26 protein-coding genes and 3 tRNA genes are annotated in these 24,945 nt (G+C 71.4%); 23 read left to right on the top strand and 6 right to left on the bottom strand.

All coding sequences use genetic code 11. The features are described from left to right. Positions 1-265 precede the first annotated feature (265 nt). Both AB0D74_RS24345 and AB0D74_RS24340 read right to left on the bottom strand, forming a co-directional pair. Positions 266-1,675: a sensor domain-containing protein gene (locus AB0D74_RS24345; RefSeq protein ID WP_362591190.1), complete on the bottom strand. Its 1,410-nt coding sequence runs from the start codon at positions 1,673-1,675 to the stop codon at positions 266-268. A 172-nt stretch (positions 1,676-1,847) separates the two neighbouring features. Beyond that, a complete protein-coding gene (locus tag AB0D74_RS24340) occupies positions 1,848-3,038 on the bottom strand; it encodes a sensor domain-containing protein (protein WP_362590652.1) in 1,191 nt (396 codons plus the stop codon). A gap of 265 nt (positions 3,039-3,303) precedes the next feature. Between AB0D74_RS24340 and AB0D74_RS24335 the strand changes: the two genes are divergently transcribed. The 13 genes from AB0D74_RS24335 to AB0D74_RS24275 all read left to right on the top strand — a co-directional run bounded on the left by AB0D74_RS24335 (position 3,304) and on the right by AB0D74_RS24275 (position 15,529). Then, the gene (locus AB0D74_RS24335) at positions 3,304-3,714 is read left to right on the top strand and encodes an NADH-quinone oxidoreductase subunit A (protein ID WP_362590650.1); all 411 of its coding nucleotides are present in this window, start codon (positions 3,304-3,306) and stop codon (positions 3,712-3,714) included. Beyond that, a complete protein-coding gene (locus AB0D74_RS24330) occupies positions 3,705-4,331 on the top strand; it encodes an NADH-quinone oxidoreductase subunit B family protein (protein ID WP_362590647.1) in 627 nt (208 codons plus the stop codon). The genes AB0D74_RS24335 and AB0D74_RS24330 overlap by 10 nt, the downstream gene beginning before the upstream one ends. Next, positions 4,328-5,752: an NADH-quinone oxidoreductase subunit C gene (locus AB0D74_RS24325; RefSeq protein WP_362590644.1), complete on the top strand. Its 1,425-nt coding sequence runs from the start codon at positions 4,328-4,330 to the stop codon at positions 5,750-5,752. Before AB0D74_RS24330 ends, AB0D74_RS24325 begins: the two co-directional genes overlap by 4 nt. Then, positions 5,749-6,717, top strand: a complete 969-nt coding sequence (locus AB0D74_RS24320) for a complex I subunit 1 family protein (protein WP_362590642.1) — start codon at positions 5,749-5,751, stop codon at positions 6,715-6,717. Before AB0D74_RS24325 ends, AB0D74_RS24320 begins: the two co-directional genes overlap by 4 nt. After that, positions 6,717-7,280 carry an NADH-quinone oxidoreductase subunit I gene (locus AB0D74_RS24315; protein ID WP_362590639.1) on the top strand — a complete coding sequence of 188 codons (564 nt, stop codon included), beginning with the start codon at positions 6,717-6,719 and terminating at the stop codon, positions 7,278-7,280. Before AB0D74_RS24320 ends, AB0D74_RS24315 begins: the two co-directional genes overlap by 1 nt. Continuing rightward, positions 7,277-7,918, top strand: a complete 642-nt coding sequence (locus AB0D74_RS24310; RefSeq protein ID WP_362590636.1) for an NADH-quinone oxidoreductase subunit J — start codon at positions 7,277-7,279, stop codon at positions 7,916-7,918. Before AB0D74_RS24315 ends, AB0D74_RS24310 begins: the two co-directional genes overlap by 4 nt. Further along, complete coding sequence (gene nuoK / locus AB0D74_RS24305) at positions 7,918-8,304, top strand: NADH-quinone oxidoreductase subunit NuoK (RefSeq protein WP_362590633.1); 387 nt, start codon at positions 7,918-7,920, stop codon at positions 8,302-8,304. The genes AB0D74_RS24310 and nuoK overlap by 1 nt, the downstream gene beginning before the upstream one ends. Next, positions 8,301-10,295, top strand: a complete 1,995-nt coding sequence (locus AB0D74_RS24300) for an NADH-quinone oxidoreductase subunit L (protein WP_362590630.1) — start codon at positions 8,301-8,303, stop codon at positions 10,293-10,295. The genes nuoK and AB0D74_RS24300 overlap by 4 nt, the downstream gene beginning before the upstream one ends. A gap of 6 nt (positions 10,296-10,301) precedes the next feature. Then, the gene (locus tag AB0D74_RS24295; RefSeq protein WP_362590627.1) at positions 10,302-11,885 is read left to right on the top strand and encodes an NADH-quinone oxidoreductase subunit M; all 1,584 of its coding nucleotides are present in this window, start codon (positions 10,302-10,304) and stop codon (positions 11,883-11,885) included. Further along, complete coding sequence (locus tag AB0D74_RS24290; RefSeq protein WP_362590624.1) at positions 11,882-13,405, top strand: NADH-quinone oxidoreductase subunit N; 1,524 nt, start codon at positions 11,882-11,884, stop codon at positions 13,403-13,405. The genes AB0D74_RS24295 and AB0D74_RS24290 overlap by 4 nt, the downstream gene beginning before the upstream one ends. Positions 13,406-13,634: 229 nt before the next feature. Then, a complete protein-coding gene (gene htpX / locus AB0D74_RS24285; RefSeq protein WP_362590620.1) occupies positions 13,635-14,498 on the top strand; it encodes a zinc metalloprotease HtpX in 864 nt (287 codons plus the stop codon). After that, positions 14,495-14,887 carry a YccF domain-containing protein gene (locus AB0D74_RS24280; RefSeq protein WP_362590617.1) on the top strand — a complete coding sequence of 131 codons (393 nt, stop codon included), beginning with the start codon at positions 14,495-14,497 and terminating at the stop codon, positions 14,885-14,887. The genes htpX and AB0D74_RS24280 overlap by 4 nt, the downstream gene beginning before the upstream one ends. Before the next feature lie 75 nt (positions 14,888-14,962). Further along, a complete protein-coding gene (locus AB0D74_RS24275) occupies positions 14,963-15,529 on the top strand; it encodes an SMI1/KNR4 family protein (protein WP_362590614.1) in 567 nt (188 codons plus the stop codon). Positions 15,530-15,563: 34 nt separating this feature from the next. Here the strand turns inward: AB0D74_RS24275 and AB0D74_RS24270 are convergent, their stop codons facing one another. Then, the gene (locus AB0D74_RS24270; protein ID WP_362590611.1) at positions 15,564-16,811 is read right to left on the bottom strand and encodes an amino acid permease; all 1,248 of its coding nucleotides are present in this window, start codon (positions 16,809-16,811) and stop codon (positions 15,564-15,566) included. A gap of 202 nt (positions 16,812-17,013) precedes the next feature. Here AB0D74_RS24270 and AB0D74_RS24265 point away from each other — a divergent pair, with 202 nt between their 5' ends. Continuing rightward, on the top strand, positions 17,014-17,280 hold the full coding sequence (locus AB0D74_RS24265; RefSeq protein ID WP_362590608.1) for a GlsB/YeaQ/YmgE family stress response membrane protein: 267 nt from the start codon (positions 17,014-17,016) through the stop codon (positions 17,278-17,280). Positions 17,281-17,413: 133 nt separating this feature from the next. On the opposite strand, the gene AB0D74_RS24260 is transcribed toward AB0D74_RS24265, so the two are convergent. Further along, positions 17,414-17,902 carry a YajQ family cyclic di-GMP-binding protein gene (locus tag AB0D74_RS24260; RefSeq protein WP_089099493.1) on the bottom strand — a complete coding sequence of 163 codons (489 nt, stop codon included), beginning with the start codon at positions 17,900-17,902 and terminating at the stop codon, positions 17,414-17,416. A gap of 227 nt (positions 17,903-18,129) precedes the next feature. On the opposite strand from AB0D74_RS24260, the gene AB0D74_RS24255 reads away from it, so the two are divergent. Together AB0D74_RS24255 and AB0D74_RS24250 are read left to right on the top strand one after the other, a co-directional pair. Further along, positions 18,130-18,211: transfer RNA gene (locus AB0D74_RS24255), tRNA-Tyr, on the top strand. Between the two features lie 228 nt (positions 18,212-18,439). Then, a complete protein-coding gene (locus AB0D74_RS24250; protein WP_362590605.1) occupies positions 18,440-18,652 on the top strand; it encodes a hypothetical protein in 213 nt (70 codons plus the stop codon). Positions 18,653-18,656: 4 nt separating this feature from the next. Here AB0D74_RS24250 and AB0D74_RS24245 read toward each other — a convergent pair whose 3' ends face one another. Next, positions 18,657-19,313 carry an SDR family oxidoreductase gene (locus tag AB0D74_RS24245; protein WP_362590602.1) on the bottom strand — a complete coding sequence of 219 codons (657 nt, stop codon included), beginning with the start codon at positions 19,311-19,313 and terminating at the stop codon, positions 18,657-18,659. 189 nt (positions 19,314-19,502) lie between these two features. Next, positions 19,503-20,771: a hydrolase gene (locus AB0D74_RS24240; protein ID WP_362590599.1), complete on the bottom strand. Its 1,269-nt coding sequence runs from the start codon at positions 20,769-20,771 to the stop codon at positions 19,503-19,505. Positions 20,772-21,037: 266 nt separating this feature from the next. Here AB0D74_RS24240 and AB0D74_RS24235 point away from each other — a divergent pair. The 7 genes from AB0D74_RS24235 (at position 21,038) to AB0D74_RS24205 (ending at position 24,815) form a co-directional block, all read left to right on the top strand. Next, positions 21,038-21,110, top strand: a tRNA-Thr gene (locus AB0D74_RS24235). Between the two features lie 46 nt (positions 21,111-21,156). Continuing rightward, positions 21,157-21,229, top strand: a tRNA-Met gene (locus AB0D74_RS24230). A 91-nt stretch (positions 21,230-21,320) separates the two neighbouring features. Further along, entirely contained in the window at positions 21,321-21,485 is a 165-nt protein-coding gene (rpmG, locus tag AB0D74_RS24225) for a 50S ribosomal protein L33 (RefSeq protein ID WP_003948671.1), read from the top strand. Positions 21,486-21,603: 118 nt separating this feature from the next. Beyond that, entirely contained in the window at positions 21,604-22,068 is a 465-nt protein-coding gene (locus AB0D74_RS24220) for a MaoC family dehydratase N-terminal domain-containing protein (protein ID WP_362590596.1), read from the top strand. 7 nt (positions 22,069-22,075) lie between these two features. Further along, on the top strand, positions 22,076-22,504 hold the full coding sequence (locus AB0D74_RS24215) for a MaoC family dehydratase (RefSeq protein ID WP_362590593.1): 429 nt from the start codon (positions 22,076-22,078) through the stop codon (positions 22,502-22,504). A 178-nt stretch (positions 22,505-22,682) separates the two neighbouring features. Then, positions 22,683-23,264 carry a helix-turn-helix domain-containing protein gene (locus tag AB0D74_RS24210; protein WP_362590590.1) on the top strand — a complete coding sequence of 194 codons (582 nt, stop codon included), beginning with the start codon at positions 22,683-22,685 and terminating at the stop codon, positions 23,262-23,264. Positions 23,265-23,378: 114 nt separating this feature from the next. Then, positions 23,379-24,815, top strand: coding sequence for a DHA2 family efflux MFS transporter permease subunit (locus tag AB0D74_RS24205; protein WP_362590587.1), 1,437 nt, complete (start codon positions 23,379-23,381; stop codon positions 24,813-24,815). Positions 24,816-24,945: the final 130 nt, after the last annotated feature.

Here is a 24,945-nt window from a genome sequence, read left to right as displayed (position 1 = left end):
CAGGAGTCAAACGAAAACAGGCCGGTCGGCGCCACATCCCAGGCCGTACGCACCAAAACTCGGCCCGTACGGCACCGACGCACGGCCCGTACGGCACCACATCTCAGCCCGTCCGGCACCAAACTCAGCCCGTCCGGCGTTTGAGGACGAGGCCGGAGGCCGAAGCGGGGGCCCGGGGGCGGCAGCCCCCGAACCGGGCGGTCGAAGGGGGCCCACCCCCTGGAAGGACGGGACGGGTAGGGGCGACGGGGACGGAGAACCCCCCTCAGCCACGCCAGGGCAGCTCCGCCGTCACCCGCGTGGGCCCGCCCACCGGCGAGTCCACCACCAGGATCCCGTCGACCGCGTCCAGCCGCTCGGCCAGCCCCGCCAGCCCCGACCCGCTCGCCGTGTCCGCACCCCCCACCCCGTCGTCCACGACCTGCAGCATCAACCGGTCCTCGCTCCGCCACACATCCACCGCCGCCTCACGCGCCCGCGCATGCTTGCTGACGTTCTGCAGCAACTCGGACACCGTGAAGTACGCGATCCCCTCGATCGCCGCCGCCGGCCGCTCCGAAAGGTCGACCTCCACCCGCACCGGCACCGTGCACCGCGAGGCCACCGAGGACAGCGCCGCGTCCAGCCCCCGGTCGGTCAGCACCGCCGGATGGATCCCGCGGGCCAGGTCCCTGAGCTCCTGCAGCGCGGTCTTCACCTCACCGTGCGCCTCGTCCACCATCCGCGCCGCGACCTGCGGATCCTCCCGCAGCTTCTCCTTCGCCAGCCCCAGATCCATGGCCAGCGCCACCAGCCGCGCCTGCGCCCCGTCGTGCAGGTCCCGCTCGATCCGCCGCAGGTCGGCGGCGGCCGTGTCCACCACGACCCCCCGGTCCGACTCCAGCTCCACCACCCGCGACGCCAGCTTCGACGGCCCCAGCAGCCCGTTCACCATCACCCGGTCCACCAGCGTGAGCGCCCGGACGATCCACGGCGTGGCCAGGGTGAACACCAGTCCGACCAGCGCGGTCACGGTGATCTCGAACGGGTTGTCGAGGTAGACGTGGTGGTGCGCGTCGCCGTACAGCTGGATCCCGCCCTGCCCGACCCACACCGGGAACACCCAGAACCACAGCGGGTACGTCAGCAGCGCCCAGCCGTACGTCCAGAAGTTGAGGGCGACGACGAAGGAGAACACCGACCAGGGGAACTGCAGCACCGCGTAGAGCAGATGACGCCAGGACGTGCCGCTCTTCAGCACCGCCCCGACCCAGGCGAAGAACCCCGGCTTGCGCATCCGCAGCGGCTCGGGGTCGGCCACGTCCAGCTTCAGCAGCCCACGCGCGCGTGCCCGTTCCAGTGTCCCGAAGCCGCGGCATCCGGCGAGGGCCACCGCCAGCAGCGGGATCCCGATGAAGGTCACCACCAGACCGACGCCGAGGGACACCATCGTCACGGCCCACACGAACAGCGTGACGCCGACCGGCAGGCCGAGCAGGACATAGCCGAACTCACGCCAGCTGCGCGCCTCGAACGGCGCCCGCAACACCGCCGGCACCCGGTGCCGACGCCCGCCGTACGGCTCGGAGCCGAAGCCGTGTCCCTGGTCCTGCCCGTACCCGTACCCGTACCCGGACCCGTACTCGTACTCGTGTCCGTGCTCGTGTCGGTACTCGTGCCCGTACTCCGTGGCCATCGGCTCCGTCCCGTCCTCTACCAGCCTCATCAGCCCTGTCCTGCCGTATCTCCACCCTGCTCGCTCGCAGGTCGCGGAACCATGGAGTCCGTCGGCGTCTTGGAAGGGGGGTTTTCCCCACCCCCGCGCTACTCCCTGCGCTCCCTGCGCTCCCTGCGCCCCCTGCGCCGGCCTACGACCGGTCGCGCCAGGGCAGCTCGGCGGTGACCGTCGTGGGACCGCCCGCCGGTGAGTCGACGACGAACAGGCCGTCGACCGCGCCCAGCCGGTCCGCGAGCCCCCGCATCCCCGAGCCGCCGTCCAGGCTCGCCCCGCCGCGCCCGTCGTCCCGTACCTGGATCAGCAGCCGGTCGTCGGTACGCCACACGTCCACCGAGGCGGTACGCGCCCCGCTGTGCTTGCTGATGTTCTGCAGCAGCTCGGAGACGGTGAAGTAGGCGATGCCCTCGATCGCGGGCGCCGGCCTGGACGGCAGGTCGGCGGTCACCTGGACCGGCACCGTGCACCGCGAGGCGACCGAGGACAGCGCCGCGTCCAGCCCCCGGTCGGTCAGCACCGCCGGATGGATCCCGCGGGCGAGATCCCTGAGCTCCTGCAGCGCCAGCTTCACCTCACCGTGCGCCTCCTCGACCATCGTGGCGGCAGCGTCGGGATCCTCCAGCAGCTTCTCCTTCGCCAGGCCGAGCCCCATCGCCAGATTGACCAGCCGGGCCTGTGCACCGTCGTGCAGATCCCGTTCGATGCGCCGCAGGTCGGCGGCGGCCGTGTCGACGACCACTCCGCGGTCCGACTCCAGTTCGGCGATACGGCGCTCCAGCTCGTCGGAGGGCGACAGCAGGCCGCGCACCATCGCCCGGTCCACGTTCGCCAGCCCGCGCGCGACGAACGGCAGCACCGGCCACAGCACGAACAGCGAGACCAGCGTGACGCAGAAGGTGAGGACACCCCACGGCAGCCGGATGAAGTCGTACAACAGCGTCCGCCAGCCCACCGGGTCCTTCAACGTCATCCACAGCCGCCCGGCGCCCGCACCGCGCCTGGACCACGGCAGCGGGGTCGGCTCCTCCACCCGCACCCCGAGCAGCGCACGCGCGCGTGCCCGCTCCAGCTTCCCCAGCTGCCGGGCGCCCACCAGGGTCGCGGCGAGCAGGGGTATGCCGATCACCGTCAGCGTCAGGACACCGCTCACCCACACCGTCGTGACGACGTAGACGAAGCCGAACAGCGACATCGGCAGGTTCAGCAGGAGATGGGCGATCTCCTTCCACGTGTGAGCGTCGAAGGCGAAGCGCACGGGCGGCAGCCGCTCACGGTCCTCTCCGTCGTCGGAGATGCTGAGGGATCTGGGTGCTGGTGCGGTCATACGGGCCAGCGTGCCGTGTGCCGTGGCACGATGCCATGGAGTTCGCCGCCCGGGCCGCCCTGGGGAAAACCCCACCAGCCGGCCCCGGTCCCCTCTCCCGCCGTGTCCGGCCGTGTCCCAGCGCGTGACGGCCTGCTTACCGTGTCTTTATCAGGGCCTAGACTCCCGTGCGTACAGATCGTCGAATCAAGAGTTGACTGAGGTCACGGCACCGGTCCGGTCGGGCCTGTGGTCCGTGGTCTGTCGAGGGAGCGAGGGACGGGCGATGCGGGAGACGGTGGGCGGTGAACCGACCGCGGCCCTCGCCGTGGACTACTTCGCGTCCTACTCGGTCGTAGGACTGCTGACACTGGTCGGCGTGGTCTTCGTCGCCGTCGCCTTCGGCGCCGGCCGGCTGCTGCGCCCGGTGGTCCCCACCCCCGAGAAACTCCTCACCTACGAGTGCGGTGTCGATCCCGTCGGCGAGGGCTGGGCCCACACCCAGGTCCGCTACTACGTCTACGCCTTCCTCTACGTCATCTTCGCCGTCGACTCGATCTTCCTGTTCCCCTGGGCGACGGTCTTCGCCGCCCCCGGCTACGGCGCGACCACCCTCGTGGAGATGTTCGTCTTCCTCGGCTTCCTTGCCGTCGGCCTGCTGTACGCATACAAGAAGGGCGTCCTGACATGGACGTGACGCCGGACGCCACCGCGTCGGAGCCTGTTCCGCTGCCGGAGCCGAAGCGGCTGGGCACGCTCGCCCGCCTCGCCCCCGAACCGATGAAGGTCGTCCTCAACTGGGGCCGCCGCTACTCGCTCTGGGTCTTCAACTTCGGCCTCGCCTGCTGCGCGATCGAGTTCATCGCCGCGTCGATGGCCCGCCACGACTTCATCCGACTCGGCGTGATCCCCTTCGCGCCGGGCCCCCGCCAGGCCGACCTGATGGTGGTCTCCGGCACGGTCACGGACAAGATGGCCCCGGCGGTCAAACGCCTGTACGAGCAGATGCCCGAACCGAAGTACGTCATCTCCTTCGGCGCCTGCTCGAACTGCGGCGGCCCCTACTGGGACTCCTACTCCGTCACCAAGGGCGTCGACCAGATCATCCCCGTCGACGTCTACGTCCCCGGCTGCCCGCCGCGCCCCGAGGCGCTCCTCCAGGGCATCCTCAAACTCCAGGAGAAGATCGCGGCCGAGTCCCTGGGCGAGCGCTACGGCACCACCCGCCCGTCCGCCGCCGCGCTCCAGAGCGACCTGGTCCGGCCACCGGCGCCCACCGGAGCCGGAGCCGAGGGCGAAGGGGACGCCCGATGACAGCCCCGACCGGCTGGCTGCCGGCCCCCGTCGAGGAACTCTTCGGCACGGACGCCACGGCCGACGAGTCCTACGACGTCCTCACGGTCGACGTCCCTCCCTCCTCCTGGCTCGCCGCCCTCGAGAGCGCCCGTACGACGCTCTCCTGCACCTACTTCGACTGGCTGAGCGCGGTCGACGAACCCGGCACCGGCTTCCGCGTCTGTGCCCACGTCGTCGCCCTCGCCCCGGTCCGCCGCCTGCTCCTGCGTACGACCGTCCCGCACACCGCCCCCGAACTCCCCTCCGCCGTCGGCGTTTACGCGGGCGCCCGCTGGCACGAACGCGAGACCCACGAGATGTTCGGCGTCCGCTTCACCGGCCACCCCGGCCTGGACCACCTCCTCCTCCCGGAGAACTTCGAAGGCCACCCCCTCCGCAAGGACTTCGTGCTCGCCGCCCGCGTCGCCAAGGCCTGGCCCGGCGCCAAGGAACCCGGCGAGTCCGAGCACGGCGGCCCCAAGCGCCGCCAGATGCTCCCCCCAGGCGTCCCCGACCCGAACGAGTGGGGCCCCCTCAAGGGCCAACTCCCGGCCGCCCCCGCCCGCCCGGCCCGCACCGCACCAAGCCGCGCGACCGGCGACCGCCCGCCCCGCCCACCTCGCGCGGCCGACGACCGCCCGGCGCGCCGCTCCCGCACAGCCGCGGAGGGCTCGACGAGCCAGGCGACCGAGGCGAGCGAGGCGGGTAAGGGGGCCAAGGGCGCTGAAGGGGCCGAGGTGACTGAGGCGTCCGGAGCGGCGGCTGCGGCGACCGCAGCGGGGTCGACGGCCACTCCGCGTGGCGCACGGAGCGCGAGCGGGGGGTCCGCTTCGCAGCGGCCAGCTTCCGGTGCGGAGGACGCGCCCGCTGAGGAGACCGCCCAGGGGGCCGTCGCGGACGCCGCCGGTGCGGAGGGCGCTGCCGCGGAGGGCGCCACTCCGGCAGCGGGGCCGTCGGCTGCTCCCCGGGGGCCACGCCGGACGCGCACTGCCTCGGGCGGCTCCGCTTCCCAGCGTGCACAGGAGACAGAAACGCCGGCCACTCCGGCCCGCCCCGCAGCCCCCCGCAGCTCGGACGCGCCGTGGCACCACGCCCGTCCGGCCTTCGAGGAACCGGAGACTGGGAAGCCGCGCGAGACGACGGCCGACCCGGCGGAAGGAGTCGGGACCGGAGCCGAGGAGCCGGGGACGGGGACGGGGACGGGGGAGCCTGTATCCGCGGCGCAGCCGACCCCACCTGAGGACTCCGCCTCCGAACCCTCGACTCCGGAGACGTCGGCTTCCGAGGCCCCCGCTCCCGCGCCCGTTCCCGAAGCCCCGCCCAGCGACGACACCGCTCGCGACGACACCGCCCCCGAACCCCCCGCCCCCCACGACGACCCCCCAGGAGGCCCGCAGTGAACGACGCTCTGGACGTCGCCCTGCGACTCGTCGTCGTGTTCGTCGTCTTCCTCACCTTCCCCCTGATCGTCGGTCAGACCGAGCACAAGGTGATGGCCCATATGCAGGGCCGCCTCGGTCCGATGTACGCCGGTGGTTTCCACGGCTGGGCCCAGCTGATCGCCGACGGCGTGAAGTTCGCGCAGAAGGAGGACGTGGTCCCGGCCGGCGCGGACCGCCGTGTCTTCCAACTGGCCCCCGCGGTGGCCCTCCTCCCGTACCTGCTCGTGCTGCTCGCCATCCCGATCGGCCCCGGTGAGGGCGCGGTCGGCCAGGTCCTGGACGCGGGCGTGTTCTTCGTGCTGGCCGTGATGGGCGTCGGCGTCCTCGGCTCGCTCATGGCCGGGTGGGCCAGCGCCAACAAGTTCTCCCTCCTCGGCGGCCTGCGCACCGCCGCCCAGCTCCTCGCCTACGAACTCCCGATGCTGCTCGCCGCCGCCTCCGTGGCGATGGCGGCCGGTACCGTCTCCCTGCCGGGCATCGTCGGCTCCTTCCACTGGTGGTGGCTGCCCTGGCAGATCACCGGCGGCCTGGTCTTCTTCATCGCCGGCCTCGCGGAACTCCAACGCCCCCCGTTCGACATGCCCGTCGCCGACTCGGAGATCATCTTCGGCGCGTACACCGAGTACACCGGCCTGCGCTTCGCCCTGTTCCTGCTCGCCGAGTACGCCGGGATCGTCGTCCTGTGCGGCCTGACCACCGTCCTGTTCCTGGGCGGCTGGCACGGCCCGTGGGGTGCGGACGGTCTCGGCTGGCTGTGGACCCTGCTGAAGACGGCGCTCCTCGCCTTCGTCGTGATCTGGCTCCGCGTGACCTACCCCCGGCTGCGTGAGGACCAGTTGCAGAAGTTCTCCTGGACCCTCCTCGTCCCCCTTTCTCTCGCCCAGATCGCCCTCACCGGCATCGTCAAGGTGGTGATCTCCTAGTGGCCCCCATCCCTGGCTCGGGCCTGGCCAAGGGCCTGGCCGTCACCCTGCGCACGATGACCCGGAAGTCGGTCACCGAGCAGTACCCGGACACCCTTCCCGACCTCCCGCCGCGCACCCGCGGTGTGATCGGGCTGTTCGAGGAGAACTGCACGGTCTGCATGCTCTGCGCCCGTGAGTGCCCCGACTGGTGCATCTACATCGACTCCCACAAGGAGACCGTCCCGGCGGCGGCCCCGGGCGGCCGTGAACGCAGCCGCAACGTCCTGGACCGCTTCGCCATCGACTTCTCCCTGTGCATGTACTGCGGTATCTGCATCGAGGTCTGTCCTTTCGACGCCCTGTTCTGGTCACCGGAGTTCGAGTACGCCGAGACCGACATCCGCGAGCTCACCCACGAGCGCGACAAGCTCCGCGAGTGGATGTGGACGGTCCCGGCCCCGCCCGCCCTCGACCCCGGTGCGGAGGAGCCGAAGGAGATCGCCGCCGCCCGCAAGGCCGCCGAGAAGCTCGCGGCCACCCGGGCCGCCGACCGGGTTGAACCGGGGGAGGGGGAGGAGTGAGCCCGCTCGCCCAAGCGCCGCACGGCTTCCTGTCCCCGACCGGCGTGGAGATCGCCTTCCTTCTCGTCGGCCTGGTCACCTTCGGCGCGGCCCTCGTCACGGTCACCACCCGCCAGCTGGTGCACGCCGCCCTGTGGCTGGTGGTCGCCCTCGGCGGGCTCGCCGTCGAATACCTCCTGCTCACCGCCGAGTTCATCGCCTGGGTGCAGGTCCTCATCTATGTGGGTTCTGTCGTCGTCCTCCTTCTCTTCGGTCTGATGCTCACCAAGGCCCCGATCGGACGCTCCCCGGACGCCGACTCCGGGAACCGCTGGGTGGCGCTGGCCGTCGCCGTGCCCGCCGCGGGCGCCCTGGTCTGGGTGGTCGTGGACGCCTTCCGCACCACCTGGATCGACCTGGACGGCGCCGCCGCCGGCTCGACGAAGGTCACCGGCGCCAGCCTCTTCCAGAACTGGGTGCTGCCCTTCGAGGCCCTCTCCGTCCTCCTCCTCGCGGCCCTGGTCGGGGCGATCGTCCTGTCCCGGAAGGCGAAGGCGGAGTCGGCCCCGCCCCCTGTGAACGGCCGGACCGTCACGCAGAGTTCCCCTTCGGTCACGGATTCCGGGATTCACCCGATCGAGCAGGAAGGCGCCCGCTGATGCACCTCGCCTATCCCGCCGTTCTCTCCGCGCTCCTCTTCAGCACCGGCCTGTACGGCGTCCTCGCCCGCCGCAACGCGATCCTGGTCCTGATGTCGGTCGAGCTGATGCTCAACGCCGTCAATCTCAACCTCGTCGCCTTCGACGTCTGGCTGAGCAAGACCGCCCGGGACACCCTGCACTCCGGCCAGGCCCTGACCCTGTTCACCATCGCCATCGCCGCCGCCGAGATCGGCATCGGCCTGGCGATCGTCCTCGCCGTCTACCGCAACCGCGGCACCTCCGACATCGACCGGCTCCGCGACACCGCCGAGGGCCACGAGGACGCCACGGCCGGCACGCCCCCCGACGGGTCGGCCGACGAGAAGGCTGAGGCCACCGCGTGACCACGACCACCCTCGCCGTCCTCGTCCCCCTCCTGCCGTTCCTCGGCGCCGCCGCCGGCCTGCTCCTGGGGCGCACCGCCCCCGGTTTCGTCCGCCCGCTCGCGGTCCTGCCGACCCTCGGCGCGCTGGCCCTCGCCTGCACGGTCGCCGCCGACCAGGGTGGCGGGCGGGCCGTGGACGCCCACACCGAGTTCACTCCCACCGGCTCGGTCCCGATCGAACTCGCCCTGCACATCGACGGCTTCGCCGCCCTCGTCGCCGTCCTGGTCGCCTTCGTCGCCACCTGCGTACAGATCTACTCGACCGGCTACCTCCGCGACGACCCGCGCTACCCCTCGTACGCCGCCCTCGTCTCCCTGTTCACCTCCGCGATGCTGCTGGTCGTCTACTCCGGCGACCTGATCGTGCTGCTGGTCGGCTGGGAGGTCATGGGCATCTGCTCCTACTTCCTGGTCGGCCACTACTGGGAGACCCCCGAGGCACGCGCCGCCTCCATGAAGGCCTTCCTCGTCACCAAACTCGGCGACGTACCGTTCCTGATCGGCCTGTTCGCGCTGGCCACCGACGCCGGGTCGTTCCGCATCACCACGGTCCTCGGCACCGTCGCGAACGGCGGGCTGCACCATCCCACCCTGGTCGGGCTGCTGCTCCTGTGCGGCGTGGCCGGCAAGTCCGCGCAGTTCCCGCTGCACACCTGGCTCCCCGACGCGATGGCCGGCCCGACCCCGGTCTCCGCGCTGATCCACGCCGCGACGATGGTCGCCGCCGGTGTCTACTTCGTCGCCCGTCTCCTCCCGGTCTTCGAGGCCAGCTCGGCCGTGATGGTCGTCCTTGCCGCCATGAGCGCCGTCACCATGGTCGGTTCGGGACTCGCCGCGCTCGCCCAGGACGACATCAAGCGCGTCCTCGCCTACTCGACGATCGGTCAGCTCGGCTACATGACCGGCGCCCTCGCCGTCGGCGACCGCGGAGCCGCCGTCTTCCACCTCCTGTCCCACGGCGCCTTCAAGGCGCTGCTGTTCCTCGCCGCCGGCGTGATCATCCACGCCGCGGGCACCAACTCGCTGGCCGTCATGTCCCGTACCTCCGGCCTGCGCGACCGCGTCCCGGACGCCTACTGGACGATGACCGTGGCCCTGCTCGCGCTCGCCGCGATCCCTCCCTTCAGCGGGTTCTTCTCCAAGGAGTCGGTCCTCGGCGCCGCCGAGCACGTCGCCACCGGCCACACCGAGCACGCCCCCGGCAGCGCCGGCTGGATCGTCCTGATCGCGGGCCTGGCCACCGCCCTGCTCACCGCCGCCTACGCGACCCGGCTGTGGCTGCTCACCTTCCGGGGCCGGGGCGCCGAGGCCGCGGACCACGGGCGGCAGCCGCTGTCCATGACCGTGGTGCTGTGGGTCCTGGCCCTCCCCTCCCTGGCCTTCGGCGGGTTCGCCTACCGCTCGCTGCCCGGCTGGTTCGACGGCCGCGCCCTCACCCCGACCCTCACCACCTCGGTCCTCGGCACCGGCCTCGCGCTCGTCGGCGGACTCGTCACCTACGGCGCCTGGCAGCGCACCAGGACCCTGGCCGCCCGCGCTCCGCTGGGTGCCGTCGCCGCCCACCCGGAGGGCGACGCCGCACTGGCCGAGGCCGAGGCTGTCGCCGCCCACCGGCCCGCGTTCGGCGACGTGGCCTACGCAGCCGACCCGGCGGACCCCGGCCGGCTGCTGCTCGGTCCGCTGCACCGGCACGCGGCCGAAGGCTTCCATCTGGACGCCGTCTACGACGCGCTGTTCGTCCGCCCGGTGCTGGCCGCCGCGAGCCTCGTCCAGTTCCTCGACCGCGAGGTCGTCGACACCTACGTCCGCGGGGCGGGAGCCCTGCCCCGCCTGCTCGGCGCCGCCGTACGGCGCGCCCAGACCGGCAACGTCCAGACCTATGTGAGCGCGCTGCTCGCCGGCACCGTCGTCCTGGCGGTCGCCGTCCTCCTCGTCGCCACGGGAGCGTGAGCAGGCGTGATCGATCTCAGCGAGTCCGTGATGCAAGTCCTTCTGGCATTGATCGTCGTCGGCCCGCTTCTCGGCGCCGTCGCCGCCCTGCTGCCCGCCCCGCCCGGGCTGAAAGGGAAGTCGCCCGAGCAGGCCGTGCTCCGCCACGGCGTGACCGTGACCGGCGCGATCCTCGTCGCCGCGATCGTCCTCGCGCTCGGCTTCGACCACGACCACCCGTCGAGGATGCAGGCCACGACCGACATCAGCTGGATCCCCGCACTCGACGTGCGCATCCACCTCGGCATCGACGGCATCTCCCTCCCCCTCGTGGTCCTGACCGCGCTGCTGACCTTCCTCTGCGCGCTCTACTCGTACTTCAACCCGCCCGCGGGCCCGTCCGGCCCTTCCCCGAAGGCCTTCGTCGCCCTGCTGCTCGTCCTGGAGTCCGGCACCCTCGCGAGCTTCGCCGTCCTCGACCTGCTGCTGTTCTTCCTCGCTTTCGAGACGGTGCTCATCCCGATGTACTTCCTCATCGCCCGCTGGGGCGGCGCGGGACGGACCCGGGCCGCCTGGAAGTTCATCCTCTTCACCCTGCTCGGGTCCGTCGTCATGCTGCTCGGCCTGCTCCTGATCGGAATCAAGGCGGGCACTTTCGACATGGTGGCACTCGCCACTGACAACGGCCGGTCGCTGACCGCATCCGTGCAGGTCATCGCCGTTCTGGCGATCGGGATCGGGCTCGCGGTCAAGACCCCGATGTGGCCCCTGCACAGCTGGCTGCCGGACGCCCACACCTCCGCGCCGACCGTCGGCTCGGTGCTGCTTGCCGGGGTCCTGCTGAAGATGGGCACCTACGGGTTCGTCCGGATCCTGCTGCCGGTCGCACCGGACGGATTCCGCACCTTCGCGCCCTACCTCGCCGCCTTCGCGGTCGTCGGCATCGTCTACGGGTCCCTGGCCTGCCTGAACCTGGCCAGACGGGGCGCGCGGGGCGACCTCAAACGGCTGATCGCCTACTCCTCCGTCGGCCACATGGGCTTCGTCCTGCTCGGCATCGCCACCATGACCCCGACCGGCGTCAACGGCGCCCTGTTCGCCAACATCGCCCACGGCCTCATCACGGGCCTGCTGTTCTTCCTGGTCGGCGGCCTGAAGGACCGCACCGGCACCACCGACCTCGACACCCTCGCCGAGGAGACCGGCGCCGCGCTCTACGGCAGGGCACCGCGCCTCGGCGGACTGCTCGCGTTCGCCGCCGTCGCCTCGCTCGGACTGCCCGGCCTCGCCGGGTTCTGGGGCGAGATGCTGGCCCTGTTCGGCGCCTTCGAGCCCGCCGCCGGGCTCAGCCGCCCGGCCTTCCTGACCTTCATGGCGGTCGCCGCCTTCGGCACCCTGCTGACGGCCGCCTACATGCTGGCCGTGGTCCGCCGCGTCTGCATGGGCGCCGCGTCACGGGAAGTGCCGAAACTCGCCGACGTCCGCAGCTACGAGTTCGCGGCCTGGACCCCGCTCGTCGCCCTCACCGTCGTCGCCGGGCTCTGGCCGAAGGCCCTGCTCGGTCTGACCGACCCGGCCGTGCAGCAGCTCCTCGCAGGAGGCACCCGATGAGCGCCCTGGCCCAGCCACTGGCCGCGAACCTCGTCCAGTCCGTCGACTGGCTCGCCATCGCCCCGCCCACCCTCACCGCTGTCGTCGGCCTGGCCGTCCTCGTCGCCGACCTGTTCGTACCCGAGGCCAGGAAACCGCTCCTCGGCTGGATCTCGGTCGCCGGACTCGCCGCGGCAGCCCTCCTGCTGCTCCCGCTCCTCGGCCACGACCGCAGCACCTTCTGCCTGACCGGCACCACGCGCGCGTGCAGCTACACGGCCGACCGGTTCACCCTGGTCGTGCAGTTCCTCGTCCTCGGCGGCGCCCTGCTCACGGCCCTGCTGTCCGTCACCGCCCTCAAGGACGGCAGGAGCCGCTACCCCCAGGGCGAGTTCTGGTTCCTGCTGCTCTCCTCGGCCGCCGGCGCCGCCCTGCTGCCCGCCTCCCGCGACCTCGCCACCCTGGTCGTCGCCCTGGAGGTCGCCTCCCTGCCCGCCTTCGCCCTCGTCGGCATCCGGCACGGCGACAAGCGGTCCTCCGAGGCGGCCCTGAAGTTCTTCCTGTCCTCGGTGACCGCGACCGCCGTCAGCCTCATGGGCATCAGCTTCGTGTACGCCACCACCGGCAGCCTCTACCTCACCCAGGTCGCCGACCGGATCCAGCACGTCGACGGACAGCTGCACACCCTCGCCCAGACCGGTGTCGTCCTCACCCTCGTGGGTTTCGCGTTCAAGACGGCCGCCGTCCCCTTCCACTTCTGGGTCCCCGACACCTACGTCGGCGCCCCGCTGCCGATCGCCGCCTACCTGTCGGTCGTAGGCAAGGCAGTCGGCTTCTCCGGCCTGATCCTGGTCACCGTCGTCGCCTTCCCGTCGTACGCCGACGTCTGGGGCCCCGCGCTCGCCGCCCTGGCCGCCCTCACCATGACCGTCGGCAACGTGGCGGCCCTGCGCCAGCAGGCCACGCGCGCGTACAGCGCGGTACGGCTGCTCGCCTGGTCGTCGGTGGGCCAGGCCGGCTACCTGCTGGTGCCGATCGCCGCCGCCGGATACACCGACGACGCCCGCAAGGCCGTCGGCTCCACCGTCGCCTACGCCCTCATGTACGCCGCCGTGAACCTCGGGGCCTTCGCCGTGGCCGCCGCCGTCGCCCGCACCGAGCGGCTCAACCGGCTCTCCGACTACCGCGGCCTGTACGCCAGGAACCCGCTCACCGCCCTGCTCCTGGCGTTCTTCCTGCTGTGCCTCGCCGGACTCCCGCCCGGCGTCATCGGCCTGTTCGCGAAGGTCACCGTCTTCTCGGCGGCCGTCGACGCCGGCCTCGGCTGGCTCGCCGTCGTCATGGCCGTCAACGTCGTGATCGCCCTCTACTACTACCTCCAGTGGACGGCCCTCCTGTTCCGTGCCCCCGAGGGCGAGCCGGTCAGGCACCGCCTGCCCGCCCCTCTCACGGCCGCGCTCGCCCTCACCGGCACCCTCGGCGTCGTCCTCTCCGGCGCTCCGCAGCTGGTACTCCGCTTCGCCACCGCCGGTCTGTTCTGACGGCCTCCACGCGCGCGTGCGAACGGCACGCGCGCCCGGGCACGGCTCTCACCCGGACGGCTCACCCCGCACACAGCGGACACAAGGGAACTAGTGGCCGTCGCCTGGCGTTGACCAGTGCGGAAGGGTCCACTGGACGTGACACCACGACACCGGTGGCATCGCAGATCGGAAGGCAGCAGCACCGCAGGCAAAGGGTTCCCCTGCCGCACGACTTGGAGGGCGTACCGTGCACCGCCGGCACAACGGGCTCAGGACCGCAGTTCTCCTCGGGGGACTGTCGGCACTCATCATCGTCATCGGCAGCTTCTTCGGCCGAACGGGTCTGATCGTCGCGGTCCTCGTCGCCCTCGGCACGAACGCGTACGCGTACTGGAACAGCGACAAGCTGGCGCTACGCGCGATGCGCGCACGCCCCGTGAGCGAGTTCGAGGCCCCGGCCCTGTACCGGATGGTCCGCGACCTCTCCACCCAGGCCCGCCAGCCCATGCCCCGCCTCTACATCTCGCCGACGGAGGCACCGAACGCCTTCGCCACCGGCCGTAATCCGCGCAACGCCGCCGTGTGCTGCACGGAAGGCATCCTGCGCATCCTCGACGAGCGGGAACTGCGCGGCGTCATCGGCCACGAACTCAGCCACGTCTACAACCGGGACATCCTCATCTCGTCGGTCGCCGGCGCCCTCGCCTCGGTGATCATGTTCCTGGTCAACTTCGCCTGGCTGATCCCGGTCGGCCGTTCGGACGACGACGACGGCCCCGGCTTCCTCGGCCTGCTGCTGATCATGATCCTGGGCCCGCTCGCCGCCACCGTCATCCAGCTGGCCATCAGCCGTTCCCGGGAGTACGAGGCGGACGCCTCCGGCGCCCAGCTCACCGGCGATCCGCTCGCCCTCGCGGGCGCCCTGCGCAAGCTGGACGCCGGCACCAAGCAGCTCCCGCTGCCTCCCGAGCCCCGGATCGAGACCGCGAGCCACATGATGATCGCGAACCCCTTCCGTCCGGGCCAGGGACTGTCCAAGATGTTCTCGACGCACCCGCCCATGGCGGAACGGATCGCCCGGCTAGAGAAGATGGCAGGTCGCCCGCAGTGAAGACCATCCTGAACATCATTTGGCTCGTCCTGAGCGGCTTCTGGCTGTTCCTCGGCTACCTGCTGGCCGGCGCGATCCTCTGCATCACGATCATCGGTATTCCATTCGGAATAGCTGCTTTTCGTATCGGCGTGTACGCCCTGTGGCCCTTCGGGTACACGACCGTGGAGCGCCGCGACGCGGGTGCCCCCTCCTGCGTGGGCAACGTGCTGTGGTTGGTCCTCGCGGGCTGGTGGCTGGCCCTCGCGCACATCGTCACCGGCATCGCGATGTGCCTGACGATCATCGGCATTCCGTTCGGCATCGCCAACTTCAAGCTGATCCCGGTCTCGCTGCTCCCGCTCGGACGCGAGATCGTCCCCACGGACCAGCCGTTCGCGACCCGCTGACCGGACGTCGTCGCGCCGGCCGGAGGTTGTCCACAGGCCGGCCCGATTGTCGGTGACGGCCTGCATCATGAAGCCATGACCGAGATCGAGCAGTTGCTGACACGGGTGACCGCACAGGCCCGCAACTCCCGCCCGTGGGGCTGGCCTTCGCTCCCCGCGCCCGTCGACGCCGCCACGCTCGACCGCGCCGGTCAGACCCTGGGCTTCCCGCTCCCACCCCTCCTCGCAGCGCTCTACGAGCGGGTGGGCGACGGGGGTTTCGGTCCGTCGTACGGTCTGCTGCCCCTGCTCGACTCCGCGCCCTCGGGGGAACCGGCCGCCGTCGCCCAGTACCTCACCAACCGCGAGTACGGCCGCAAGAACCCGGACTGGCCCTGGCCCGAGGGCGTCCTGCCCATATCCCACTGGGGCTGTGGCATGTACGCGTGCGTGGACTGCCGGGCCCCGCAGGCCACGGTCCTGCTCTACGAGCCCAACGCCGACGGCGCCGACGGCGCCTGGTTCGTGGACGCGCCCAGCCTCACCGACTGGCTGCACGTCTGGTTGCAGGGCACGGGCTGGTACGAGGAGACCGACGAGGGCACGGACCTGGAGCTCTGGGCCGACTTCCGGAGACGCACGGCCCCGGAGCAGGCCTTCTGACAGACGGGGGCTCCCGGCGACGCGGCCACCGTGGCTACCCGGCCGCCACCCGTCGCCGTACGGCATACGCCGCCGCACCCACCGCCAGTACGGCCGCCCCCGCGACCACCGAGGCCGCCGGCAGCGCGAACGCGAGGATCACGCACCCCAGCAGTCCCGCCACCGGAACCACCCGCGAACGCGGCGCGGGATCCAGCGTCCATGCCGAGGCGTTGGCCACCGCGTAGTACGCCAGCACACCGAAGGAGGAGAAACCGATGGCACCCCGGACGTCCGCGGTCGCCGCCACCACGGCGACCACCGCCCCGACGGCCAGCTCCGCGCGGTGCGGGACCCGGAAACGCGGGTGCACGGCGGCCAGCGCCGGAGGCAGATGACCGTCGCGGGCCATGGCCAGCGACGTCCGCGACACCCCCAGGATCAGCGCCAGCAGTGAGCCGAGCGCGGCCACCGCGGCTCCCACCCGCACCACCGGCACCAGCCCCGGCACCCCGGCCGCCCGCACCGCGTCGGTCAGCGGCGCCGCCGCCCGGCCGAGCTCGTCCGTGCCCAGCACGGAGAGCGTGGCCACCGCCACGCACGCGTACACCACCAGCGTGATCCCCAGGGCCAGCGGGATCGCACGCGGAACGGTGCGCGCCGGGTCCCGCACCTCCTCGCCGAGGGTCGCGATCCGCGCGTACCCGGCGAACGCGAAGAACAGCAGGCCGGCCGCCTGAAGCAACCCGCCCGTGCCCGCCGACAGCCCGATGTGCAGCCGCCCCGCGTCCGCCGCCCCGGACGTCAGGCACGCGACCACCACGGAAGCGAGGACCGCCAGCACCACCGCCACGATCAGCCGCGTCAGCCAGGCCGACTTCTGGATGCCGCCGTAGTTCACGGCGGTCAGCGCCACCACGGCGGCGACCGCCACCGCGTGTGCCTGCCCCGGCCAGACGTACGCGCCCACGGTGAGTGCCATCGCGGCGCAGGACGCCGTCTTGCCGACGACGAACGCCCATCCCGCGAGGTATCCCCAGAAGGCGCCGAGCCGCTCCCGCCCGTACACGTAGGTGCCGCCCGACTGCGGGTACCGGGCGGCCAGGCGCGCCGAGGACATGGCGTTGCAGTAGGCGACCAGCGCGGCGACGGCCAGCGCGGGAAGCAGCCCCGACCCGGCCGCGTGGGCCGCGGGGCCCAGCGCGGAGAAGACTCCGGCCCCGACCATCGAGCCCAGGCCGACGATCACGGCGTCGTGCACGCCCAGCGTGCGCCGCAGATCGGAAAGAGGAGAGGCAGCCATGCGGCGCACCCTACTGATCACTGCAACCGTGGGGTATCGCCCAGGCGTCCTCGTCATCGACAAGGCACGAACACACACGCTACGGACACATACGGACGGCTCGGACGGCCTGTCCGGCGCAACCCGTCTGGCACAGCCGGCCCGAACCGAATTCACAGGGCTGGAGCTGTGCGAACACGGCACGGAAGGGCAGGTTCAGGTCATGGGCATCATCAGTTGGATCATCCTGGGACTGTTGGCCGGCGCCATCGCCAAGGTCCTGCTGCCGGGACGCGACCCGGGCGGCTTCATCGGTACGACCCTCATCGGCATCGTGGGCGCGTTCCTCGGCGGCTGGATATCGGCTCGCTGGCTGGACCACCCGATCACCAAGAACTTCTACGACGGCGCGACCTGGGCGGCGGCGATCGGCGGCTCGCTGGTCCTGCTGATCGCCTACCGCCTCCTGTTCGGCAACTCGCGCGACTGACCACCCTCGGCCGGAGCCGCCGCACGGAAAGCACGGAAAGCACGAGGAGCGCCAGAAACACCGGAAGCACCGGAAGCACCAGAAGGGCGGGCACGACGCGGTGCCCGCCCTTCTCGTCCTTCGAAGGCGCTGCCTACCGGTAGTTCACGAACTGGAGCGCGAAGTCGAAGTCCTGGCCCTTCAGGAGCGCGATCACGACCTGGAGGTCGTCGCGGCTCTTGGAGCTGACACGCAGTTCGTCGCCCTGGACCTGGGCCTTCACGCCCTTGGGGCCCTCGTCGCGGATGATCTTCGCGACCTTCTTCGCGTTCTCCTGGGAGATGCCCTCCTCGATCGACGCGAAGATCTTGTACTCCTTGCCGGAGAGCTGCGGCTCACCGGCGTCCAGGGCCTTCAGCGAGATGCCGCGCTTGATCAGCTTCGACTGGAAGACGTCGAGGATCGCCTTGACCCGTTCCTCGGAGTTCGCCTGCATCAGGATCTTCTCGCCGGACCAGGCGATCGAGGCGTCCACGCCCTTGAAGTCGTAGCGCTGCGAGACCTCCTTGGCGGCCTGGTTGAGGGCGTTGTCGACCTCCTGCCGCTCGACCTTCGAGACGATGTCGAAACTGGAGTCGGCCATGTCCTGTGGCTCCTTGTATCGGGGGGTGTGACGGGATGCGTTGCGGCACGCGACGGCGACCGCCGGGCCCGGGGTGGGGACCGGGCCGTATCCGCACCAGCCTAGCCATCCCGCGTCCCGCGGGCGGCGATCAATCGGGTGGCGGAGCACCCCTGTGGATCGGGTATTGTTTACGTCGTTGCCAGGGAGCACCGCCGGAAAGCGGTTCGATCTGATGACAAAACCCCGGCGGTGTGCCCGAGCGGCCAAAGGGAGCAGACTGTAAATCTGCCGGCTCAGCCTTCCCAGGTTCGAATCCTGGCGCCGCCACACGGGAACGAAGGGCCCGTGACCTGCTACCAAGCAGGTCACGGGCCCTTCGTCATGTATCCGTATGTATGGCTTGGCGTGGAATCGGAAGGCGCCGCGCGGACGCGGACGCGGAGGCGACGGCGACGGCGGAAGTCGGCCGTGATGAAGATCATGGAGGCGCTTCGTCGGTGCGGCGGCCGGGCAGCGGTCCGTCACGGATGCCCCGTCCCGGGGCACACTGAACACATGTCCTCCCGACGCAGAACCTGCCCGGTGTGCCGCCGCGAAATCGCCGTCGTGGCGGGCCGTTTCGCGCGGCACGACCCGCCCGGGGCACGCGAGGCCGGGGAACTGGTCTCCTGCTCCGGCTCACGGCAGCACGCCCTGATCGGGGCCGTGGAACCCGCGTTGGACGGTTACGTCGTACCGGAGTTCCCCGGCCAGCTGCCGCTGTTCTGAGAACTCAGTTCCCGGCCACCGACTTCACGGCCACCGAGACCGGCGTCGACCCGCCGATCAGCTCCAGGGTCAGGCCGGCCGTCGCCGAGGTGTCCACCAACTCCGCCAGTACGGCGGCCACGTCGTCACGGGTGACCGCGCCCCGGCCCGCGTGCGCCTCCAGCCGCACCAGACCGGTGCCCGGCGCGTCCGTCAGCGAACCGGGCCGCAGGATCGTCCAGTCCAGGGAGTTCTGCCGGGACACATACGCGTCGGCCTCGCCCTTGGCCCGCAGGTACACGTCGAAGACGCCGTCGCCCCGGTGCGCCGGATCCGCGGCCATCGAAGAGACGACCACGAACCGGCGCACGCCCGCGCGCACGGCCGCGTCCGCGAACAACACCGCCGCGCCCTTGTCCACCGTCTCCTTGCGGGCCGTGCCGCTGCCCGGGCCCGCGCCCGCCGCGAACACCGCCGCGTCCGCCCCTCGCAGGAGCGCCGCGACCTCCTCGACCGACGCCGACTCCAGGTCCAGCAGCACCGGTTCGGCACCGGCCGCCCGCAGGTCGTCGGCCTGCTCGGCCCTCCGGATGATCCCCGCGACCTCGTCCCCGCGCGCGGAGAGCAGCCGCTCCAGCCGCAACGCGATCTGACCATGACCACCAGCGATGACAATGCGCATGTTTCAGACCGTACGCCCGAAGCCCCGCATCCGCTGCACGACTTCACGCGCCCCACACGCCCGGGTGGCTCCGCCCGGCGCGCCGGTCCGGCTCGAACGCGCCGAGGGAAGCCCCCGCTCCGCGCCGCGCGCTCCCGCGCCCCGGCCCGCGCGTCGGCGCCCGCGTCGGCGCCCGCGTTCCCGCGCCCCTCAGGACAACTCCCCACGCCCCTGCCGGGGCAGGCCCAGTTCCGCCGCCACCGCCGAGTTGCAGTACTCGCGGACCGCGCTCGTGCGTGCCACCACGCGCCCCCGGTGCACCACGATCCGGCTGTAGGCGAGGGAGAGCGCGCCGGCCAGGTGGTCGCCGCGTACCGCGAGGAGTTCGGCGGGAAAGCCGGCCTCGACGCGGACCTCGGGAAGTCCGAGGGCGGCGCGGGCGGCGCCGCTCACGGTGTCGTAGGCGTCCTCGGGGCGCAGGCCGTGCCGGGAGGCCAGGAGGTAGGCGGCCTCCAGGGGGTCGCCGCGGCCGACGGGGTTCGACAGGTCGCGCAGGGCGCCGCTGCCGGCGGCGATCCGGACGCCGGCCGCGCGCAGCAGCCGTACCGGAGCCGTGCCGCGGCGCTCGACGGAACCGCAGCCGCCCTGGGGCAGGCACACCACGGTGACGCCGGCCGCGGCGAGCTGGTCCGCGACCCGTGCGGCCACCTCGGCGGGCTGGCGCGCGAGCCCGGCGCACGGTCCGAGGATCACGCCGGGGCGCATGCCGGCGGCCATCGCCGCGAGCCTGGCCAGCCGCGCCGGGTCGGTGGCGTCCGTGTGCAGGTCGACCGGGCAGCCGTGTTCGGAGGCCACCTCCAGGACCGCCTCCGCGTAGCCCGTGGGGTCGGGGTCGAGGTCGGGGCAGCCGCCGACGACGGAGGCGCCCATCTTCGCGGCGTCCCGCAGTATGGCGAGCCCGTCGGCGCCGGCGATCCCGGTGAGCACGCGCGGCATCGCGACCGCCGTGAGCTCCGCGAGCCCGCGCAGCGAGCGGCGCGCCTGGAGGACGGCGGCAAGGGCGCCCAGCCCCTGGACGTCGCCCACGCGCACGTGCGCGCGTACCGCCGTCGCACCGTGTCCCAGTTGCAGCAGGGCCGCCTCGGTGGCGCGGCGCTGGACGTCCTCGGGTTCGTAGGAGACGGGGCCGTCGTGTTCGGCGGAGAGCGCGGTGTCGCCGTGGGCGTGCGGTTCGGCCGGGGCGGGGAGCAGGAGGTAGCCGGTCAGGTCCACGCGCGTGCCGCCCGTGCGCGTGGGGCCCGGCGCCAGACTGCCTGCCGTACCCACCGCCTCGATGCGTCCGCAGCCCAGCCGTACGTCCACGGTCCGGCCGTCGGTGAGCCGTGCCCCGCACAGCAGGAGTGCGGCGGGGTCGGGCCGGCCCGGGGAACCCTGCGGATCGGACGACGACGAGGGCGGCTGCGGCTGGCTGTCGGGCATCGCGCTCCATGAGGGTCGGTCCAGACATGGGACTCAAGATCACGCAGAGTGAGTCGAGCCTAGGGTGGCGAGCCGCGCGGGGCGGGGAGGAGCGCAATAGTCGTACCGGAGCCGTCGGACCTGCGGGGAACGGCTCGGTACGCGCGCGTGGGGAGTGCCGGAAGGGGCCCGGGAGGCCGTCGTGAGCCGTGCGGAAGGGGCCGGGAAGGGCGGCGGGAAACGGATTTGGGCGAACGGCGGCCGAGCGTGTAATGTCTTCATCGCTCGCCCCAATAGCTCAGTCGGCAGAGCGTCTCCATGGTAAGGAGAAGGTCTACGGTTCGATTCCGTATTGGGGCTCTGGTGTGAGAGGTTCCCGTCGCAAGACGGGGGCCGATCTCATCAAAGCGGTGTAGCTCAGTCGGTAGAGCAAGCGGCTCATAATCGCTGTGTCACCGGTTCAAGTCCGGTCACCGCTACTGACAGTAGCCGATTGCAGGGTCGGTCCCTCGATCGGCTACTCTTTCTTGCGTTGTATCAAGTCCATCCGTTCGTCTTAGGAGCACTCACGTGGCTGCCACCGACGTCCGCCCGAAGATCACGCTGGCCTGCGTGGAGTGCAAGGAGCGGAACTACATCACCAAGAAGAACCGGCGTAACAACCCGGACCGTCTTGAGATGAAGAAGCACTGCCCGCGTTGCAACGCGCACACCGCGCACCGCGAAACGCGATAACAAACAGGCTCGTCCGTGAGGCCGTCCCCGACTCGGGGGCGGCCTCACGGCGTTTCGGCCGATGCCTTTCCCGCTACTTTGTGGGGCAGCACAGCAGACATCAGGAGGTGCCGGGCCAATGGCGCTCGACCAGTCCTTCGTGGGACGGACCTACCCACCCACCGAGCCCTACGAGGTGGGCCGGGAGAAGATCCGCGAGTTCGCCGAGGCGGTGGGTGACACCAACCCGGTGTACACGGACCCGGAAGCCGCCAAGGCGTTCGGCTACTCCGATGTGATCGCCCCGCCGACCTTTGTCTTCTCGATCACCTTCCGCGCGGCCGGCCAGGTCGTCGAGGACCCGCAGCTCGGCCTGGACTACAGCCGGGTGGTGCACGGCGACCAGAAGTTCGCCTACCGGCGCCCGGTGCGCGCCGGCGACCGACTGAGCGTCACCTCCACCATCGAGGCCGTCAAGTCCCTCGCGGGCAACGACATCATCGACATCCGCGGCGACGTCCACGACGAGGCCGGCGAGCTCGTGGTGAGCGCCCTGACCAAGCTGGTGTCCCGCGCGGCGGACGAAGAAGAAGGCGGGGCGTGAGGATCCGATGACGTCGAAGATCGCGTACGAGGACGTCGAGGTCGGCACAGAACTGCCGGCGCAGACCTTCCCCGTGACCCGCGCCACGCTGGTGCGGTACGCGGGCGCCTCCGGGGACTTCAACCCGATCCACTGGAACGAGAAGTTCGCCAGGGAGGTGGGCCTGCCGGACGTCATCGCGCACGGCATGTTCACCATGGCCGAGGCGATCCGTGTGGTCACCGACTGGACCGGCGACCCGGGTGCGGTCGTGGACTACGGCGTCCGCTTCACCAAGCCGGTCGTCGTCCCGAACGACGACCAGGGTGCCCTGATCGAGGTCAGCGGCAAGGTCGCCGCCAAGCTCGACGACAACACCGTGCGCGTCGACCTGACGGCGACGAGCGCCGGGCAGAAGGTGCTCGGCATGTCACGGGCGGTCGTGCGGCTGGGCTGAGCCCGTCGACTCGGTAAGGGGCGCCCTCCATGGTGGGGTGCCCCTTACGTGTACCTGTACGGGGCCGCCTTGCTCGCGCGGTGCCGGCCCCGCCCCTCCCGCTCGCGCATGCGGCTCCTGGAACGCGGCGGCCGGGCCCCCCTTGACTTAGTTAGTGATTGAGTACTAACTTTCTCGCATGGTCAGGATGAGCGCAGAGGAGCGGCGCGAGAGCGTCATCCGCGCGGCGATCGCGGAGTTCGCGCAGAGGGGCTACTACGGCACCTCCACCGAGGCGATCGCCAAGCGGGTCGGGGTCTCGCAGCCGTATCTCTTCCGGCTCTTCCCGGGCAAGAAGGCGATCTTCGCCGTCGCCTCGCTGCGCTGCATCGACGAGATGTGCGAACTCTTCGAGAAGGCGGCCGAGGGGTTGCGGGACGAAGAGGCCCTGCATGCCATGGGTGACGCGTATGTGCAGCTGATCCAGGAGCGGCCGGAGCGGCTCCAGATGCAGATGCAGACGTACATCGCCGTCGCTGCGGCCGAGGCGGAGGGCGAGCACGAGTTCGGCGAGCTCGTGCGGGCCGGCTGGGAGCGGCTGTGGGACACCGTCCACCTGATCTCGGGAGCGGACGTCGACCGCACGACGACCTTCCTGGCCAAAGGCATGCTCATCAACACCTATGCGGCCATGGGGTTTCCGCCCGAGCACCGGGTCTGGCAGGGGATGTACCCGGACGCCGGTACCTCGGGGCGGCTGGACAAGTGCAGCGACGGGTGACGGGGCGGTCCGCCGTCCCGGGTCCGGGCCCTTTTTCACGGGCCAGAAAATTAGTGATCAATAACTAATCAGTGTCCGATCGACGATCGGCACAGAGCACGCTCTGGGGGAGCGATGTCACAAGAGACCGCACGTCGCGGGGGCGCCGGATGGGCGCTCGTCATCACCAGCGTCGCCGGATTCATGGCGGCCCTGGACAACCTCGTCGTCACCACCGCCCTGCCGTCCATCCGCAAGGATCTCGGCGGAGCCCTGGACGACCTCGAATGGACCGTGAGCGCCTACACGCTCACCTTCGCCGTCCTGCTGATGTTCGGCGCCGCCCTGGGCGACCGCTTCGGCCGGCGCAGGCTCTTCCTCGTCGGACTCACCGTCTTCACCGGCGCCTCGGCCGCCGCGGCCATGGCGCCCGGCATCGACTCCCTGATCGCCGCCCGCGCGGTGCAGGGCGTCGGCGCGGCCGTCATGATGCCGCTCACCCTCACGCTGCTGACGGCCGCCGTGCCCGAGGCCAGGCGCGGGATGGCGTACGGCATCTGGGGCGCCGTCAACGGGCTCGCGGTCGCCTCCGGGCCGCTCATCGGCGGCAGCCTCACCGAACACGTGTCCTGGCACTGGATCTTCTGGCTGAACGTGCCGCTCGGCCTCGCCCTGCTGCCGCTGGCCCGCCTCCGCCTCGCCGAGTCGCACGGCACGGGCGCCCCGCTCGACCTCCCCGGCACCCTGCTCGCCAGCGGCGGACTCTTCGGGATCGTCTACGGCCTGGTACGCGGCCCCGCCGACGGCTGGACCAGCCCGCTCGTGCTCACCGGGCTGTTCGCCGGTGCCGCCCTGCTCATCGGCTTCGTCCTGCACGGCAGCCGCGCCAAGAACCCCATGCTGCCGATGCGGCTCTTCCGCTCCCGCGCGTTCTCCGGGATCAACGCGGCCAGCCTGCTGATGTTCCTCGGGATGTTCGGGTCGATCTTCCTGCTCAGCCAGTACATGCAGGGCGTCCTCGGCTACTCGCCCACCGAGGCGGGCCTCAGGATGCTGCCCTGGACCGGCATGCCGATGATCGTCGCGCCGATCGCGGGCATCCTGTCCGACCGCATAGGCGGCCGTCCGGTCGTCGCGGCCGGCCTCTTCCTGCAGGCCGCCGGGCTCGGCTACCTGGCCTACGTCGTCACCGCCGACGCCTCCTACGCCGTCCAGCTGCCCGGCCTGATCGTCAGCGGCATCGGCATGGCCCTGTACTTCGCCCCGGCCGCCAACCTGGTGATGTCCGCCGTACGCCCGAGGGAACAGGGCATCGCCTCCGGTGCCAACAACGCGCTGCGCGAGGTCGGCGGCGCGCTCGGCGTCGCGGTCATGTCGTCCATCTTCTCCGCCCAGGGCGGCTACGAGAGCGCCCAGAGCTTCGTGGACGGACTGAAGCCCGCCCTGTTCACCGGCTCGGCTGTGGTGGCCGTCGCCGGGATCGCCGCCCTGGCGATCCCCGGCCGGCGGCGGGCCGCGCGGCTCGTGGCCGAAGGCGAGCCGACCCCGGCGCTGGAGACCGTGAGCGGCTGACGACCGCTGACCGCACGCGCGCGTGGGGCCCCGTTTCCACCGGTCGACGGCTGGATCGTCGAGGGTGTCGGCCACGAGAAGCCTCGGCTGGTGACGCGTCACATCGGTTTCATGGGCCCGGAAGGCGTGG

Source organism: Streptomyces sp. NPDC048278 (assembly GCF_040652195.1).
Lineage (GTDB): Bacteria > Actinomycetota > Actinomycetes > Streptomycetales > Streptomycetaceae > Streptomyces.
This window is presented reverse-complemented; position numbering and strand designations above follow the sequence as displayed.